The sequence below is a fragment of the Phytobacter sp. V91 genome (assembly GCF_965644225.1).
Lineage (GTDB): Bacteria > Pseudomonadota > Gammaproteobacteria > Enterobacterales > Enterobacteriaceae > CBFFRJ01.
This window is the reverse complement of sequence record NZ_CBFFRJ010000047.1, coordinates 19,778-35,206: the sequence shown is the minus strand read 5'-3', so window position 1 is coordinate 35,206 and position 15,429 is coordinate 19,778. Positions and strand designations below refer to the sequence as shown.

At 54.8% G+C, this 15,429-nt stretch carries 16 protein-coding genes; 9 read left to right on the top strand and 7 right to left on the bottom strand.

From position 1 onward, the window contains the following. Nucleotides 1-136 precede the first annotated feature (136 nt). Entirely contained in the window at nt 137-610 is a 474-nt protein-coding gene (gene trmL / locus ACSZO4_RS11855; RefSeq protein ID WP_437889141.1) for a tRNA (uridine(34)/cytosine(34)/5-carboxymethylaminomethyluridine(34)-2'-O)-methyltransferase TrmL, read from the top strand. Here the strand turns inward: trmL and cysE are convergent. The 5 genes from cysE to ACSZO4_RS11830 form a co-directional block, all read right to left on the bottom strand. Then, on the bottom strand, nt 607-1,425 hold the full coding sequence (gene cysE, locus ACSZO4_RS11850) for a serine O-acetyltransferase (RefSeq protein ID WP_437889139.1): 819 nt from the start codon (nt 1,423-1,425) through the stop codon (nt 607-609). The genes trmL and cysE overlap by 4 nt on opposite strands. Nucleotides 1,426-1,500: 75 nt before the next feature. Then, complete coding sequence (gpsA, locus tag ACSZO4_RS11845; protein WP_437889138.1) at nt 1,501-2,520, bottom strand: NAD(P)H-dependent glycerol-3-phosphate dehydrogenase; 1,020 nt, start codon at nt 2,518-2,520, stop codon at nt 1,501-1,503. Beyond that, nucleotides 2,520-2,987 carry a protein-export chaperone SecB gene (gene secB, locus ACSZO4_RS11840; RefSeq protein WP_437889137.1) on the bottom strand — a complete coding sequence of 156 codons (468 nt, stop codon included), beginning with the start codon at nt 2,985-2,987 and terminating at the stop codon, nt 2,520-2,522. Before secB ends, gpsA begins: the two co-directional genes overlap by 1 nt. A 92-nt stretch (nt 2,988-3,079) precedes the next feature. Continuing rightward, a complete protein-coding gene (gene grxC, locus ACSZO4_RS11835; RefSeq protein ID WP_437889135.1) occupies nt 3,080-3,331 on the bottom strand; it encodes a glutaredoxin 3 in 252 nt (83 codons plus the stop codon). Between the two features lie 17 nt (nt 3,332-3,348). After that, nucleotides 3,349-3,780, bottom strand: a complete 432-nt coding sequence (locus tag ACSZO4_RS11830; protein ID WP_437889134.1) for a rhodanese-like domain-containing protein — start codon at nt 3,778-3,780, stop codon at nt 3,349-3,351. A 246-nt stretch (nt 3,781-4,026) separates the two neighbouring features. On the opposite strand from ACSZO4_RS11830, the gene gpmM reads away from it, so the two are divergent. From gpmM to ACSZO4_RS11815, 3 genes are read left to right on the top strand one after another with little or no spacing between them, the layout of a single operon-like run. Further along, entirely contained in the window at nt 4,027-5,571 is a 1,545-nt protein-coding gene (gpmM, locus tag ACSZO4_RS11825) for a 2,3-bisphosphoglycerate-independent phosphoglycerate mutase (protein ID WP_437889132.1), read from the top strand. Nucleotides 5,572-5,580: 9 nt separating this feature from the next. After that, entirely contained in the window at nt 5,581-6,846 is a 1,266-nt protein-coding gene (envC, locus tag ACSZO4_RS11820) for a murein hydrolase activator EnvC (protein WP_437889131.1), read from the top strand. 3 nt (nt 6,847-6,849) lie between these two features. Further along, nucleotides 6,850-7,788 carry a divergent polysaccharide deacetylase family protein gene (locus ACSZO4_RS11815; RefSeq protein ID WP_437889129.1) on the top strand — a complete coding sequence of 313 codons (939 nt, stop codon included), beginning with the start codon at nt 6,850-6,852 and terminating at the stop codon, nt 7,786-7,788. A gap of 27 nt (nt 7,789-7,815) precedes the next feature. Here the strand turns inward: ACSZO4_RS11815 and tdh are convergent, their stop codons facing one another. Both tdh and kbl read right to left on the bottom strand, forming a co-directional pair. Beyond that, a complete protein-coding gene (gene tdh, locus ACSZO4_RS11810) occupies nt 7,816-8,841 on the bottom strand; it encodes an L-threonine 3-dehydrogenase (protein ID WP_437889128.1) in 1,026 nt (341 codons plus the stop codon). Nucleotides 8,842-8,850: 9 nt separating this feature from the next. Next, nucleotides 8,851-10,047 carry a glycine C-acetyltransferase gene (gene kbl / locus ACSZO4_RS11805; protein ID WP_437889127.1) on the bottom strand — a complete coding sequence of 399 codons (1,197 nt, stop codon included), beginning with the start codon at nt 10,045-10,047 and terminating at the stop codon, nt 8,851-8,853. 340 nt (nt 10,048-10,387) lie between these two features. On the opposite strand from kbl, the gene rfaD reads away from it, so the two are divergent. From rfaD to ACSZO4_RS11780, 5 genes are read left to right on the top strand one after another with little or no spacing between them, the layout of a single operon-like run. Continuing rightward, entirely contained in the window at nt 10,388-11,320 is a 933-nt protein-coding gene (gene rfaD / locus ACSZO4_RS11800) for an ADP-glyceromanno-heptose 6-epimerase (RefSeq protein WP_437889126.1), read from the top strand. A gap of 2 nt (nt 11,321-11,322) precedes the next feature. Then, the gene (gene rfaF / locus ACSZO4_RS11795; RefSeq protein WP_437889125.1) at nt 11,323-12,369 is read left to right on the top strand and encodes an ADP-heptose--LPS heptosyltransferase RfaF; all 1,047 of its coding nucleotides are present in this window, start codon (nt 11,323-11,325) and stop codon (nt 12,367-12,369) included. Between the two features lie 3 nt (nt 12,370-12,372). Continuing rightward, nucleotides 12,373-13,338: a lipopolysaccharide heptosyltransferase RfaC gene (gene rfaC / locus ACSZO4_RS11790; RefSeq protein ID WP_437889124.1), complete on the top strand. Its 966-nt coding sequence runs from the start codon at nt 12,373-12,375 to the stop codon at nt 13,336-13,338. Further along, nucleotides 13,338-14,246, top strand: coding sequence for a sugar glycosyltransferase (locus ACSZO4_RS11785; protein ID WP_437889122.1), 909 nt, complete (start codon nt 13,338-13,340; stop codon nt 14,244-14,246). The genes rfaC and ACSZO4_RS11785 overlap by 1 nt, the downstream gene beginning before the upstream one ends. Beyond that, nucleotides 14,224-15,405, top strand: a complete 1,182-nt coding sequence (locus ACSZO4_RS11780) for an O-antigen ligase family protein (RefSeq protein WP_437889121.1) — start codon at nt 14,224-14,226, stop codon at nt 15,403-15,405. Before ACSZO4_RS11785 ends, ACSZO4_RS11780 begins: the two co-directional genes overlap by 23 nt. Nucleotides 15,406-15,429 lie beyond the last annotated feature (24 nt).

Genomic DNA, 15,429 nt, shown 5'->3' with positions numbered 1-15,429 from the left:
GGTGATGCTCACCGACAACCCCCCCGATGATCAGTCGGGGATCTTCCCCGCCTGAGCGGGGAAGGTCAAGACATAAGGGTCGGGGTGAGGGTCAAAGAAATTTCTGCTATGCTCCCCCCGCTATCAAGGGGGCAGCATGTTAAATATCGTTTTATTTGAACCAGAGATTCCACCCAATACCGGCAATATTATCCGCTTATGCGCTAACACCGGTTTTTGCCTGCATATCATCGAACCTATGGGCTTTACCTGGGATGATAAGCGCCTGCGCCGGGCGGGACTGGATTATCATGAGTTCACCGCGGTGAAACGCCACCATGACTACGCGGCTTTCATTGAAGCACAACAGCCTGCGCGCATGTTTGCGCTCACCACAAAAGGAACGCCTGCACACAGTGCGGTGCAGTATCAGGACGGTGATTATCTGATGTTTGGCCCGGAAACCCGCGGTCTGCCTGCGTCCATTCTGGATGCGCTGCCGCCAGAGCAAAAAATTCGTATTCCGATGATGCCGGACAGCCGCAGCATGAACCTGTCAAATGCGGTGTCGGTGGTGGTGTATGAAGCCTGGCGCCAGCTGGGATACCCTGGCGCCGTTCTCAGAAGCTAGATGCCATCGCCGTATTCAAAGGTATTGTGACCGTTGAAGTGCTGATCCATATCCATTGAAGGTTTGTCCGACTCCGGCTTGCCGACAATACGCGCCGGTACGCCAGCAACGGTGGTGTGCGGCGGGACGGGTTGCAGTACCACTGAACCGGCGCCGATTTTTGCGCCGCGTCCTACCTCGATATTGCCGAGAATTTTTGCCCCTGCGCCAATCATCACCCCTTCGCGGATCTTTGGATGACGGTCGCCGCTGGTTTTGCCGGTACCGCCGAGCGTCACCGACTGAAGAATGGAAACATCATCTTCGATGACTGCCGTTTCGCCCACCACAATACCGGTCGCATGGTCGAGCATAATGCCGCGGCCAATGGTTGCCGCCGGGTGAATATCGACCTGGAAAGTCACCGACACCTGGTTTTGCAGGAAAATGGCCAGCGCACGGCGGCCCTCTTTCCACAGCCAGTGACCAATGCGGTAAGACTGGAGCGCGTGGAAGCCCTTCAGATACAGCAGCGGCGTGGAGTATTTATCCACCGCCGGATCGCGGGTTCGCACCGCCTGAATATCGCAGGCTGCGGAAGCAATCATTTCAGGATCGGCCGCATAGGCCTCTTCCACAACTTCACGAATGGCGATAGCGGGCATGATCGATGACGCCAGCTTGTTGGCCAGCATATAGCTGAGCGCGCTGCCCAGGTTTTCATGCTTGAGTAAGGTTGCGTGGTAAAAACTGGCCAGCATAGGCTCACAGTCCGCCAACGCCCGGGCTTCGGCTTTAATATTATTCCAGACCAGATCCAGTTCTTCACACGGCATTGCTTACTCCAGACGTAATAAGACGACCGGCCAGTCTCTGCTGGCCGTATCGTGGGATAACAGCGTTATCTGCGGCTAAAAATTACTACGCTCATCCTTGCGCGCACGACCTAATAGGGTCAATGCTGCCTCGCGCGCATTTTTTCCGCAATACAATACCTGATAAATTTCCTCGGTTATGGGCATTTCAACGCCAAACCGCTGCGCCAGAGCGCGAACTTCTTTGGTATTGCGGTAACCTTCAACCACCTGGCCAATCTGGTCCTGGGCGGTTTGCACATCCGCTCCCTTACCCAGCGCCATGCCAAAACGGCGGTTGCGCGATTGGTTGTCGGTACAGGTCAGCACCAGGTCGCCTAATCCGGCCATGCCCATAAAGGTGGCAGGATCGGCACCGAGCGCCGCCCCAAGGCGAGACATTTCCGTCAGCCCACGGGTGATCAACGCCGTACGGGCATTAGCGCCAAAGCCAATGCCGTCAGACATCCCGGCACCAATGGCAATCACGTTTTTCACCGCACCGCCAAGCTGCACGCCGATAAAATCGGGGTTGCTGTAAACACGGAAGCTTTTGCCACAGTGCAGCAACTGCTGGAGATCATCAGCAAATTGCGGATCGGTTGAGGCCAGTGAAATCGCCGTTGGCAAGCCTGCGGCCAGCTCTTTGGCAAAAGTCGGCCCGGAAATCACCGCCAGCGGAATATCAGCCCCCAGCACTTCGCGGGCCACATCCTGCAACAGGCGTCCGGTTTCGGCTTCCAGACCTTTTGTCGCCCAGACGATCCGCGCATCGCTGCGCATCAGCGGTTTTAACTGTTGCAGCACATCGCCAAAGACATGACTCGGCACCACCACCAGAATATTACGGCTCGCCGCCAGAGCAGAAGCAAGGTCGCTTTCTAACTCGAGCGAATCGGGGAAAGGCACATCGGGCAGGAACGCGGCATTACAACGATCGTGCTGTAAGGTCGCGATATGTTTAGGATCATGGCCCCAGAGCACAACCTGGTGGCCATTTCTTGCCAGTGTGATGGCAAGAGCGGTGCCGTACGAGCCGGCACCGATCACAGTCATTTCAGCATTGCGTGCGTTCATCAGGCATCCTGATGTTGTTCAGCACCTTCGCCAGCCTGCTGTTGCAGATAGTTCATGAACAACGCATCAAAGTTAACTGGCGCAAGGTTCAGTTGCGGGAAAGTACCGCGAGAAACCAGGCTGGTGATGCACTCGCGCGCGTACGGGAACAGAATGTTCGGGCAGTACGCACCCAGGCAATGAGCCATTTGATTACCTTCAATCCCTTCGATGGAGAAGATGCCGCCTTGCTGTACTTCGCACAGGAATGCGTTTTCTTCGCCCAACGCTGCGGTAACGGTAACGCGCAGTACCACTTCGTAGACACCTTCAGCCAACTGGGTGGACGCAGTGTCCAGATCCAGTTTTACTTCCGGCTGCCAGTCTTTCTGAAACACATGCGGAGCATTTGGTGCTTCAAAAGAGATATCTTTAGTGTAGATGCGTTGGATCTGGAAAGTCATTTCTGCGTTGTTTTGTTCTGACATGTCTAAAGCCCTTGAGTGTTGTCCTTAAATACGCTTTTTTTCAGGCCGTCATCGGGTAAAACCCGACGCAACCTGCGCTTTTGGCGTATGCATTAACGCAAGAGGGGATCAAGCCCACCACGCGCGTCCAGCGCATACAAATCATCACAGCCACCGATGTGCTGCGCATCGATGAAAATCTGGGGTACCGTCGTGCGGCCGCTACGTTGAATCATCTCTTCGCGCTTCACCGCGTCACCGTCGATTGGCAATTCTTCGAACGAGACGCCTTTGCTGCCCAGCAGCGCTTTTGCGCGGTGGCAGAACGGGCAAGTTGCTTTGGTGTAGATCTCAATATTGGCCATGACTGTTCCTCTGAATATTACTTACCGCGTACCAGCGGGAGGTTTTCACCGCTCCAGCCGGCAATGCCTTCTTTGAGTACAAATACCTGCTCGAAACCGGCTTTGATCAATGCGTTTGCGGGTTCCTGAGCCTGCATGCCGGAGCCGTCAACAACGATAACCGGGCTGCTTTTTTGTTTCTCAAGCTCACCTACATTATTGGCTTTGATGTCGGCTGGCAGCAAATTCACTGAACCGGCAATATGCCCTTTACGGAAATCATCGCGCTGGCGCAGGTCCACAATAACGGCATCTTCTTTGTTAATCAGACGGGTGGCTTCACCGCGGGAGATCACTTTCACTTTCGATGCAAAGCCTTTAAACGAGGTGAACAGCACCGCGCCGAATAACGCAACCCAGCCGAGACAAAGTACGGGGTGGCGACTAACAAACTGCATAATTTCTTGCATGAGGGGTAACAACTCCCGAATCAGTGATTAAAAACCAGGGAAGGAGTATACCTGTGCGCTGTAGCAAATACAGCCAGCGAGCGTAATGGAATGCATTTTATGCGGACTGTTACCGAAAAAAATCGTCGGGACGGCGCGATCATTACCGCACGCTACCGTTTTCTTTGATCTTCTGCGGCTATTTTATCGATTCAGCTGTAGTAAAATTACGCAAATTTTTTTGTCTTTGAGCATGAGGTTGTCGCAATGTCGGTTACTAAAAAACCTATGGTACTGGTGATTCTGGATGGCTACGGCTACCGTGAAGACCAGCAGGATAACGCAATTTACAGCGCAAAAACGCCAGTAATGGACGCGCTGTGGGCACAACGCCCGCACACTCTGATTGATGCTTCCGGTCTGGAAGTGGGTCTGCCGGACCGCCAGATGGGTAACTCTGAAGTGGGTCACGTTAACCTCGGCGCAGGCCGTATCGTGTATCAGGATCTGACCCGCCTGGACGTTGAAATTAAAGAACGTACTTTCTTCAGCAATCCGGCCCTGACCGGCGCTGTGGATAAAGCCGTTGCCGCAGGCAAAGCGGTGCATATCATGGGCTTGCTCTCCGCCGGCGGCGTGCACAGCCACGAAGACCATATTCTGGCGATGGTGGAACTGGCCGCAGCGCGCGGAGCAGAGAAAATCTATCTGCACGCGTTCCTCGATGGCCGCGACACCCCGCCGCGTAGCGCAGAATCTTCGCTGAAACGCTTTGAAGACAAGTTTGCGGTACTCGGTAAAGGCCGCGTGGCCTCTATTATCGGTCGTTACTTTGCAATGGACCGCGACAACCGCTGGGATCGCGTAGAACAGGCTTACGACCTGATGACGCTGGCGAAAGGCGAATTCACTGCCGCCAGCGCCGTCACCGCGTTGCAGGACGCTTATGCCCGTGATGAAAACGATGAGTTCGTCAAAGCCACGGTGATCCGTGCTGAAGGCCAGGCGGATGCGGCAATGGAAGATGGCGATGCGCTGATTTTCATGAACTTCCGTGCTGACCGTGCGCGCGAAATTACCCGTGCTTTCGTCAACGCTGACTTTGACGGCTTTGCGCGTAAAAAAGTGGTTAACCTCGATTTCGTGATGCTGACCGAATACGCAGCAGACATCAAAACCACCGTGGCTTACCCACCAGCGTCGCTGGCCAATACCCTGGGTGAGTGGATGGCGAAGAACGACAAAACCCAGCTGCGTATTTCCGAAACGGAAAAATATGCCCACGTCACCTTCTTCTTTAATGGCGGTGTGGAAGAGCCGTTCCCGGGTGAAGATCGCATCCTGATCAACTCGCCGAAAGTGGCGACTTACGATCTGCAGCCTGAGATGAGCTCCGCTGAACTGACCGAAAAACTGGTTGGCGCGATCACCGGCAATAAATACGACATCATCATCTGTAACTACCCGAACGGCGATATGGTTGGCCACACCGGGGTGATGGAAGCGGCAATTCAGGCCGTTGAAGCGCTGGACAACTGCGTTGAGCAGGTAGCGAAAGCCGTTGAATCTATTGGCGGTCAGTTGCTGATCACCGCCGACCACGGTAACGCAGAGCAGATGCGTGACCCGGCGACCGGCCAGGCGCATACCGCGCACACCAACCTGCCGGTGCCGCTGATTTACGTTGGCGACAAAGCGCTGAAAGCCGTTGCAGGGGGCAAACTTTCCGATATCGCCCCGACCATGCTGAGCCTGATGGGCATGGAAATCCCGCAAGAGATGACTGGTAAGCCGCTGTTCATCGTGGAATAATCGCTCCCCATGAGGGGAAAGGCGATTTTTACAGTCACATGGGGCGCAGTCCGGCCTCTGATTTACGCCAGCGCAATCAGCGCTGGCGTATTGTTGTGTGCCTTTTCTGCCCGCGCGGATGACCGCGATCAGTTAAAATCCATTCAGGCGGACATTGCCGCCAAAGAGCGCGACGTGCGCCAGCAACAGCAGCAACGCTCTGCGCTGCTCGCCCAGCTTAAGCAGCAGGAAGTCGCTATTTCTGCCGCTGCCCGTCAGCTTCGCGACACCCAAAATTCTCTCGCCCAGCTCAATAAACAAATTGATGCGATGAACGCATCCATTGCAAAGCTGGAGAAGCAAAAAGCCGCGCAGGAGCGTAACCTCGCCGCCCAGCTTGATGCAGCGTTTCGCCAGGGCGAACATACCGGCATTCAGTTGATTCTTAGCGGTGAAGAGAGCCAGCGCGGACAACGCCTGCAAGCCTATTTTGGCTACCTCAACCAGTCGCGTCAGGAGACCATCGGGCAACTGAAGCAGACCCGTGAAGAGGTCGCCACGCAAAGGGCCGAGCTGGAAGAGAAACAAAGCCAGCAGCAAACCTTGCTGTATGAGCAGAAAGCCCAGCAGGCGAAGCTTGAGCAGGCGCGCAACGAGCGCAAAAAAACCCTCTCCGGCCTTGAATCCTCCATCCAGGCGGGCCAGCAGCAGCTCGGTGAGCTGCGCGCTAACGAATCTCGTCTGCGCGATCGCCTGGCACGCGCTGAAGCCGCCGCCAAGGCTCGTGCCGATCGCGAGGCTCGTGAAGCCCAGGCGGTGCGCGACAAACAGCAGGACGCCTCCCGCAAAGGCTCAACCTATAAGCCAACGGAAAATGAACGTTCACTGATGTCCCGTACCGGTGGACTTGGCTCGCCTTCCGGGCAGGCTTTCTGGCCGGTTCGTGGCCCTCTTCTCCATCGTTATGGCGAACAGCTGCAAGGTGAGCTACGTTGGAAAGGGATTGTTATCGGCGCATCCGAAGGCAGCGAAGTGAAAGCCGTGGCCGACGGACGCGTGATCCTTGCCGACTGGCTCCAGGGCTATGGCCTTGTGGTCGTACTTGAACACGGTAAGGGCGATATGAGCCTGTATGGCTATAACCAGAGTGCGCTGGTAAGCGTAGGCACCCAGGTTCGCGCCGGTCAACCGATAGCGCTTGTCGGGAGCAGTGGCGGTCAGGGTCGGCCTTCACTCTATTTCGAAATTCGCCGCCAGGGTCAGGCGGTCAATCCACAGCCGTGGTTGGGAAGATAAGTTTTGCTTCAATTTCGTCGTTTGTTTGTTGTCGCCGCCAGCCTGCTGGCCTGTTCCGTTCCGGTGTTTGCCGGGAAACTGGCTATCGTTATCGATGATTTTGGCTACCGCCCGCAGACTGAAAATCAGGTTCTGGCAATGCCTGCTGCCCTCTCTGTCGCCGTGCTGCCCAATGCACCCCACGCGCGCGAAATGGCGACCAAAGCCCACAATGCCGGGCACGAAGTGCTGATCCACCTGCCGATGGCCCCCCTGAGCAAGCAGCCGCTGGAAAAAGACACCCTGCGCCCGGAGATGAGCAGCGCTGAAATTGAGCGCATCATCAGCGATGCGGTCAGTAAAGTGCCCTACGCCACTGGGCTGAACAACCATATGGGCAGCGCGATGACCTCCAGCCTGTTCGGGATGCAAAAAGTGATGCAGGCGCTGTCACGTTACGATCTCTATTTCCTCGACAGCATGACCATCGGCAACAGCCAGGCGATGCGCGCGGCCAGCGGGACAGGGGTTAAAGTCATCAAGCGCAGAGTGTTTCTGGACGATACGCAAAACGAAAGCGACATTCGCGCCCAGTTCAACCGGGCGGTTGAGCTTGCACGGCGTAATGGTTCCGCCATCGCCATCGGTCATCCCCATCCCGCCACGGTGCGGGTACTTCAGCAGATGATGTATAACCTGCCGTCCGATATCACCTTGGTGCGGGCAGGAAGCCTGCTCAACGAACCGCAGGTTGATACCTCAACGCCGAATCAGACGCTGCCGCGTAATCCGACAGCTCCCCGCAATCCCTTCCGTGGGGTGAAAGTGTGCATGGCGAAACACGCGCCAGAGCCGGTCTACGCGAGCCATTTCTTTGCGGTAGTGAAAGAGAGCGTCAGTGAAAGCACATTGATGAAGTACATGATGAATCAATGGCAGGGCTGGGGAAAACCCCGGAGCTGAAAGGCGCCCGCAGGCGCCTTCGGGTGGTTAATCCCAGCTCAGGATCACTTTCCCTGATTTCCCGGAACGCATGGCATCAAAACCTTGCTGGAAATCATCAATGCCGAAACGGTGGGTAATTATCGGCGACAGATCCAGCCCGGACTGAATTAATGCAGCCATTTTGTACCAGGTTTCAAACATCTCGCGACCATAGATCCCTTTAATAAAGAGACCCTTGAAGATCACTTTATTCCAGTCGATCGCCATTTCTGACGGCGGAATACCCAGCAGCGCAATACGTCCGCCGTGGTTCATGGTATCCAGCATGGTACGAAACGCAGGCGGCGCGCCTGACATCTCCAGACCGACATCAAAGCCTTCGGTCATTCCCAGCTCTGCCATCACATCCGTCAGGCTCTCTTTCGCCACGTTGACCGCGCGGGTGACGCCCATTTTACGCGCCAGATCCAGGCGGTATTCGTTGACGTCGGTGATCACTACATGGCGGGCGCCCACGTGTTTCGCCACTGCGGCCGCCATAATACCTATCGGGCCAGCGCCGGAAACCAGCACATCTTCACCCACCAGGTCGAAGGAGAGCGCGGTGTGTACCGCATTGCCGAACGGGTCGAAAATGGAGGCTAAATCATCGGAAATATTGTCGGGAATTTTAAAGGCGTTAAAGGCCGGGATCACCAGATATTCGGCAAAACAGCCCGGACGGTTGACGCCAACACCGACGGTATTGCGGCACAGATGCGTGCGACCGGCACGACAGTTACGGCAGTGACCGCAGGTAATATGCCCTTCACCGGAAACGCGGTCGCCGAGTTTAAAACCCCTGACTTCCTGGCCGATACCAACCACTTCGCCGACGTATTCATGCCCGACCACCATAGGTACCGGGATAGTTTTTTGCGACCACTCATCCCAGTTGTAGATATGCACATCGGTGCCGCAAATAGCGGTTTTGCGAATTTTAATCAGCAGGTCGTTATGCCCGAGCTCCGGCTCCGGAACCTCGTTCATCCAGATGCCTTCTTCCGCTTTCAGTTTGGATAACGCTTTCATCTTACGTCCTCAGGCAATCACGCCCAGTTGCTTACCGATGCGGGTAAACGCTGCGACCGCACGTTCAATTTGCTCAGGCGTATGGGCCGCTGACATTTGGGTACGAATACGCGCCTGACCTTTTGGCACCACCGGGAAGAAGAAACCGGTCACGTAAATGCCCTCTTTTTGCAGCTCGCGGGCAAAGTTCTGCGCCACGACCGCATCGCCCAGCATTACCGGAATAATGGCGTGATCGGCACCGGCCAGAGTAAAACCGGCAGCGCTCATTTTGTCGCGGAACAGACGGGCATTTGACCATAAGCGGTCACGCAACTCAGCGCCGGATTCCACCATCTCCAGCACTTTGATGGACGCGGCCACAATCGCCGGTGCCAGCGAGTTGGAGAACAGGTACGGGCGCGAACGCTGACGCAGCCACTCCACCACCTCTTTGCGTGCTGCGGTGTAGCCGCCGGATGCGCCGCCCAGCGCCTTGCCCAGCGTACCGGTAATGATGTCCACCCGGCCTATCACGTCGCAGTATTCATGGGAGCCACGACCGTTTTCGCCAACAAACCCCACGGCGTGGGAATCATCAACCATCACCAGCGCATCATATTTATCCGCCAGATCGCACACCCCTTTCAGGTTGGCGATTACGCCGTCCATCGAGAAAACGCCATCGGTGGCGATCAATACATGACGGGCTCCGGCGGCACGGGCTTCCTGTAGACGCGCTTCCAGCTCCTGCATATCGTTATTGGCGTAGCGCAAACGCTTCGCTTTACACAGACGCACACCGTCGATGATCGAAGCATGGTTGAGGGCGTCGGAGATAATGGCATCTTCGGCCCCCAGCAGGGTTTCAAACAGCCCGCCGTTGGCATCAAAGCAGGAGGAGTAAAGGATCGCATCTTCCATACCGAGGAAATCGGCGAGCTTTTTCTCCAGCACCTTGTGGCTGTCCTGGGTTCCGCAAATAAAGCGTACCGAGGCCATGCCGAAACCGTGGCTGTCCATACCTGATTTCGCTGCCGCAATCAGCTCGGGGTGATTGGCAAGCCCAAGGTAGTTGTTGGCACAGAAGTTAATGACATGGCCTGCGTTCGCCACGGTGATATCAGCCTGTTGGGCTGAGGTGATAATGCGTTCTTCTTTAAACAACCCTTCCGCACGTGCGGTTGCAAGGTCGCTCGTTAACTGCTTGTAAAAATCCCCACGCATCGCAATTCTCCAGACTGGACAAATTTCGGCACATATTACCCAAAGCTATACGCTGATACGAGATGACGCAGCATCTGATGAACATTTTGTAGCATATATACCCAAAATAATTCGAGTTGCATGAAGGCGGCAACGCAGCGAATCCCAGGAGCTTACTGGAGTAAGTGACTGGGATGAGCGAGGAAAGCCAACGCACAGGCAACGTGAAGTATGACGGGTAAATCACGTGTAGCGAGATGGCCTGTCGGTCAATGGCTGTAGGGTGCGCAATGAAATGGTATGATAAGAACCATTAGTGCCTGAGATAGTCTCAGTGCTCCACAATTCAAAGGTTACAGCTATGATCATCGTTACCGGCGGCGCAGGCTTTATCGGCAGCAATATTGTTAAGGCCCTGAATGATAAAGGCATCACTGACATTCTGGTGGTGGACAACCTGAAAGACGGCACCAAGTTTGTAAACCTGGTCGACCTGAATATTGCCGACTATATGGATAAAGAAGACTTTCTTATCCAGATTATGGCAGGCGAAGAGTTCGACGATATTGAAGCCGTGTTCCATGAAGGCGCCTGCTCATCCACCACCGAGTGGGATGGCAAGTATATGATGGATAACAACTATCAGTACTCCAAAGAGCTGCTGCACTTCTGCCTGGAACGTGAAATACCCTTCCTGTACGCGTCTTCTGCGGCCACCTACGGCGGGCGCAGCAGCGACTTTATCGAATCACGCGAATACGAAAAACCGCTTAACGTCTACGGTTACTCCAAGTTCCTGTTCGACGAGTACGTGCGCCAGATTATGCCTGAAGCGAACTCGCCGATTGTTGGCTTCCGTTACTTTAACGTCTATGGCCCGCGTGAAGGACACAAAGGCAGCATGGCGAGCGTGGCTTTCCACCTCAATACCCAGTTGAATAATGGCGAAAGTCCGAAACTGTTCGAAGGCAGCGACAGCTTCAAACGCGACTTCGTATATGTAGGCGATGTGGCCGCCGTCAATCTGTGGTTCTGGGAAAACGGCGTATCCGGGATCTTCAACCTCGGCACTGGCCGGGCGGAATCCTTCCAGGCGGTGGCGGATGCCGCGCTGGCATACCACCAGAAAGGCAGCATCGAATACATTCCCTTCCCGGATAAACTGAAAGGCCGCTACCAGGCGTTCACTCAGGCCGATTTAACCAACCTGCGCGCAGCCGGTTATGACAAGCCGTTTAAAACCGTGGCCGAAGGCGTGAGCGAATATATGGCCTGGCTGAACCGCGACGCGTAAGTATGAAGATCCTTGTGGTTGGCCCGTCATGGGTAGGCGACATGATGATGTCGCAAAGTCTCTATCGCACGCTCAAGGCGCGCTTTCCCGAGGCTTCAATTGATGTGATGGCGCCCGCGTGGTGCCGTCTGTTATTGTCGCGGATGCCAGAAGTGAATGAAGCCATCCCGATGCCGCTCGGCCATGGGGCGCTGGAGATCGGCGAGCGTCGCAGGCTGGGCCACAGCCTGCGGGACAAAGGCTACGACCGTTCGTATGTCCTGCCAAACTCCTTTAAATCAGCGCTGGTGCCGTTCTTTGCCAGGGTGCCCCATCGCACCGGCTGGCGCGGCGAAATGCGCTATGGCTTACTTAACGACATACGTCCGCTGGATAAACAGGCCTGGCCGCTGATGGTCGAGCGCTATGTGGCGCTGGCCTACGATAAAGGCACGATGACCTCGGCCAAAGATTTACCTCAGCCGCTGTTATGGCCGCAGCTTCAGGTCAGCGAGAGCGAAAAAACCCAGACCTGTGCGGCGTTCTCGCTCTCCGCTGAACGCCCGTTAATTGGTTTTTGCCCTGGCGCCGAATTTGGCCCGGCCAAGCGCTGGCCGCACTACCATTATGGCGAACTGGCTAAACAGCTTATCGACGAAGGCTTCCAGGTGGTGCTGTTTGGCTCGGCAAAAGACCACGAAGCGGGTAATCAAATCCTCGCTTCCCTGAGCGTTGAGCAGCAGGCATGGTGCCGTAATCTGGCGGGAGAAACCCAACTGGAGCAGGCCGTTATTTTGCTCGCCTCCTGCAAAGCCGTGGTCAGTAATGACTCCGGACTGATGCACGTCGCTGCCGCGCTCAACCGCCCGCTGGTCGCGCTGTATGGCCCGAGCAGTCCGGACTTTACGCCGCCGCTGTCGCATAAAGCGCGGGTTATTCGCCTGATCACCGGCTACCACAAAGTGCGTAAAGGCGACGGGGCCGAAGGCTATCACCAGAGCCTGATCGACATTACGCCAGAGCGGGTACTGAACGAACTGAACAGTCTGCTGTTACAAGAAGAAGGATAACGAATGCGGGTGCTGGTCGTTAAAACCTCTTCCATGGGGGATGTACTGCATACCCTCCCGGCGCTCACCGATGCGGTGCACGCCTTTCCTGGCATACGCTTTGACTGGGTGGTGGAAGAGGGTTTCGCACAAATTCCGTCATGGCATGCCGCCGTAGATCGGGTGATCCCGGTGGCCATTCGCCGCTGGCGCAAAGCCTGGTTCTCCGCCCCGGTGAAAGCGGAACGCCTCGCCTTTCGTCGCGCCGTTCAGGCCCAGCAGTATGACGCCATCATTGATGCCCAGGGGCTGGTCAAAAGCGCGGCGCTGGTGACCCGTCTTGCCCATGGCATTAAGCACGGAATGGACTGGCAAAGCGCGCGTGAGCCGCTGGCAAGCCTGTTCTACAACCGCCGCCACGCCATCGCAAAGCAGCAGCATGCGGTGGAACGCACCCGGGAACTGTTCGCCAAAAGTCTTGGCTATGCAAAACCGGAAACCCAGGGCGACTATGCGATTGCCCGCCATTTTCCTGATGATCACAGCCACGCGCCCTATGCCGTCTTTTTGCACGCCACCACCCGCGACGATAAGCACTGGCCGGAACATCACTGGCGTGAGCTTATTGGCATGCTTGCGACAAGCGGTTTACAGATAAAACTACCGTGGGGTGCGCCCCATGAAGAGGCCCGCGCCAAACGACTGGCGCAAGGCTATGATTTTGTCACCGTCCTGCCCAAAATGAGCCTGGAGAATGTCGCCAGGGAGCTTTCGGGCGCGCAGTTTGTGGTCTCCGTCGACACTGGCCTGAGCCATTTAACCGCAGCGCTGGACAGACCGAACGTCACCCTGTACGGCCCGACGGATCCGGGGCTGATTGGCGGCTATGGCAAAAACCAGCATAGTTTGCGGCCTGAAACGGGTAACCGGACTGACGATATCTCCGCCGCCAGCGTCTATGCGCAGCTGAAAACACAGGCAGGGATTTAATGGGCTCTCTGTTTAAACAAATTTATCGTTATACCCGCCCGAAAAGCTATCGCCACAATGAAAACCTCTGGCCATGGACGAAAATTACGCGTGCCACCAGCGGCGAGATTTGCGGCTTAAATTACAAAGGCTCGGCCGTTCCACTGGTGGATCTCAGTGCCCTTAAAGGCAGCGCGCAGGGCGAGGTGATGCTGACCGCAACCGGGCCATCTACCGCAGAGATAGATTTTAAAAAACTGCCAGGCACTCTCCCGGTGATGGGGGTTAATGGCGCTTACTCGCTGGCGCAGGATGTCGCATTTACGCTCTATCTGATTGTGGATATGGAGTTTTTTGATAAACGCAGCGACCTTGTTGAATCCATTATTGCAGACCCTGGTATTTTGCTGTTCACCACCATGCACGGCATTGCCAAAATCCTCGATCGCCATGCCACGCGCCTCAAATGCCGTTTAGCGCTGATTGAAGACGCCTGCTATAAAATTTATCAACCTAAAGTCGCGGACGAGATGAAATGGCAAACCTGGCAGCATCGCGAGTCGATACGATTTTGCGCCGATCGCCAGGACATCGGCTTTAGTACCGATATCCGCGAGGGTATTTTTGATGCAGGCACCGTGGTCTACTGGGCTTTACAGATTTTATGCTTTATGGGTTTTGAAACGATCCTGATAAGCGGTCTGGATATGAATAATTTCCAGCAACCACGATTCTATGAGACCGCAGAGAATAAGCTGCCATCGTATCTGGAAAATAAAGTCGACAATCTGGTGATCCCATCTTTTGCCCATGCAGCAAAGATTATGAAAGAGAATAAGAGCAGCGTGCTGAATTTTTCTTTAAACAGCGCAGTGCCTGATGCAGTATTTACTAAGGTATTTTTTGATGATTACTTCAAGAATCGCTAAGCACGCCAACACCGCTTATCCGGTTATCTTTTATCTGTTTCTTTTTTTTAGCGCAATTTTTTGTATTTCAACCCGCGCCAATAATCTTTTTCATCTGACGCTTATTTTATTTGTCCTGTCATTAAGCCATCGCCATAACCTCAATCTGCTACTTCAGAATTCTCGTGGTAAAGGATTAACCTTTCTGGCGATAATTATTTTTGCGCTTTATTTTGCGATGAGCAATCTGTGGAGCGGCTCGCCGACAACCTTTACCTCAACCCTGACCCATGGCACTTATCTGCTCTTTTACGTACTGATCATGAGCACCCTGCTTGAGAATACGAAAAGCCGGCATATCGCCCTCTTTAGCGTTGTTGCCGGGATCTGCGTCCTCTCGCTGTACACCATGGCGACCGACACTTCGCAAATTATGGAGCTGCGAACCTTATCTGCCAGCAATCCAGGCCCGACCAATGTGATTGATCTGGCAGGTTACTGCGGCGTCGGGATTTTGATCGCCGGCATGCTTATGCAGGAGCAAAAACAGCCGCTTTACTGGATCCCGATCGTGATTTTGCTGGTAATGATGGTGCTTACGCAAAGCCGTGGACCGATGATTTCTCTGGCCATCGCCTTCCTGTTTACCCTGCACTCAAGGCTGCTGACGACCCGCAACATTTCCATATGCGCCATCATTGCGGTTATTTTCGCCGGGTTATTCATTTTCACTCCGGTTGGCGATCTGCTGCTTGCCCGTTTCGAAGCGCTGGGGACGCAAAGCGGCCTGAGATTAAGCATCTGGCAGCACACGCTCCAGGAGGTTTCGTCTCACTGGTGGCTGGGGCGCGGCTTTACCTTTGATCTCGATTTTCTTAACTATAGCGGCGAGCATATTACCACCACCCACAGTGTTTACCTCGGGACATTGCTGAAAGGGGGTATTGTCGGGCTGTTCACGTTTATTATCGTGATCGTTTGCGGTCTGGTTTTCGCTATCCGTAAACATTTTAAAGATAAGCGATTTGAAAGTGCGCTGTTTATTTACGCCCTGATTTTTATCTCCTCGCAGGGGATGTTTATCATCAGCAACCCAAGAGAGTCATGGATTTTGTTCTGGCTGCCGCTGGCGATTGTTATCAGCAACAGTTTGCCAAAGAATATTTTTTACACCCGCTAAATGATAAAGGCCCGGAACTTAGCG

Bases quoted from the DNA above. Each gene is read 5' to 3' on its own strand.
- trmL (WP_437889141.1), top strand. From the start codon at position 137: ATGTTAAATATCGTTTTATTTGAACCAGAGATTCCACCCAATACCGGC.
- cysE (WP_437889139.1), bottom strand. From the start codon at position 1,425: ATGCCGTGTGAAGAACTGGATCTGGTCTGGAATAATATTAAAGCCGAA.
- gpsA (WP_437889138.1), bottom strand. From the start codon at position 2,520: ATGAACGCACGCAATGCTGAAATGACTGTGATCGGTGCCGGCTCGTAC.
- secB (WP_437889137.1), bottom strand. From the start codon at position 2,987: ATGTCAGAACAAAACAACGCAGAAATGACTTTCCAGATCCAACGCATC.
- grxC (WP_437889135.1), bottom strand. From the start codon at position 3,331: ATGGCCAATATTGAGATCTACACCAAAGCAACTTGCCCGTTCTGCCAC.
- ACSZO4_RS11830 (WP_437889134.1), bottom strand. From the start codon at position 3,780: ATGCAAGAAATTATGCAGTTTGTTAGTCGCCACCCCGTACTTTGTCTC.
- gpmM (WP_437889132.1), top strand. From the start codon at position 4,027: ATGTCGGTTACTAAAAAACCTATGGTACTGGTGATTCTGGATGGCTAC.
- envC (WP_437889131.1), top strand. From the start codon at position 5,581: ATGAGGGGAAAGGCGATTTTTACAGTCACATGGGGCGCAGTCCGGCCT.
- tdh (WP_437889128.1), bottom strand. From the start codon at position 8,841: ATGAAAGCGTTATCCAAACTGAAAGCGGAAGAAGGCATCTGGATGAAC.
- kbl (WP_437889127.1), bottom strand. From the start codon at position 10,047: ATGCGTGGGGATTTTTACAAGCAGTTAACGAGCGACCTTGCAACCGCA.
- rfaD (WP_437889126.1), top strand. From the start codon at position 10,388: ATGATCATCGTTACCGGCGGCGCAGGCTTTATCGGCAGCAATATTGTT.
- rfaF (WP_437889125.1), top strand. From the start codon at position 11,323: ATGAAGATCCTTGTGGTTGGCCCGTCATGGGTAGGCGACATGATGATG.
- rfaC (WP_437889124.1), top strand. From the start codon at position 12,373: ATGCGGGTGCTGGTCGTTAAAACCTCTTCCATGGGGGATGTACTGCAT.
- ACSZO4_RS11785 (WP_437889122.1), top strand. From the start codon at position 13,338: ATGGGCTCTCTGTTTAAACAAATTTATCGTTATACCCGCCCGAAAAGC.
- ACSZO4_RS11780 (WP_437889121.1), top strand. From the start codon at position 14,224: ATGATTACTTCAAGAATCGCTAAGCACGCCAACACCGCTTATCCGGTT.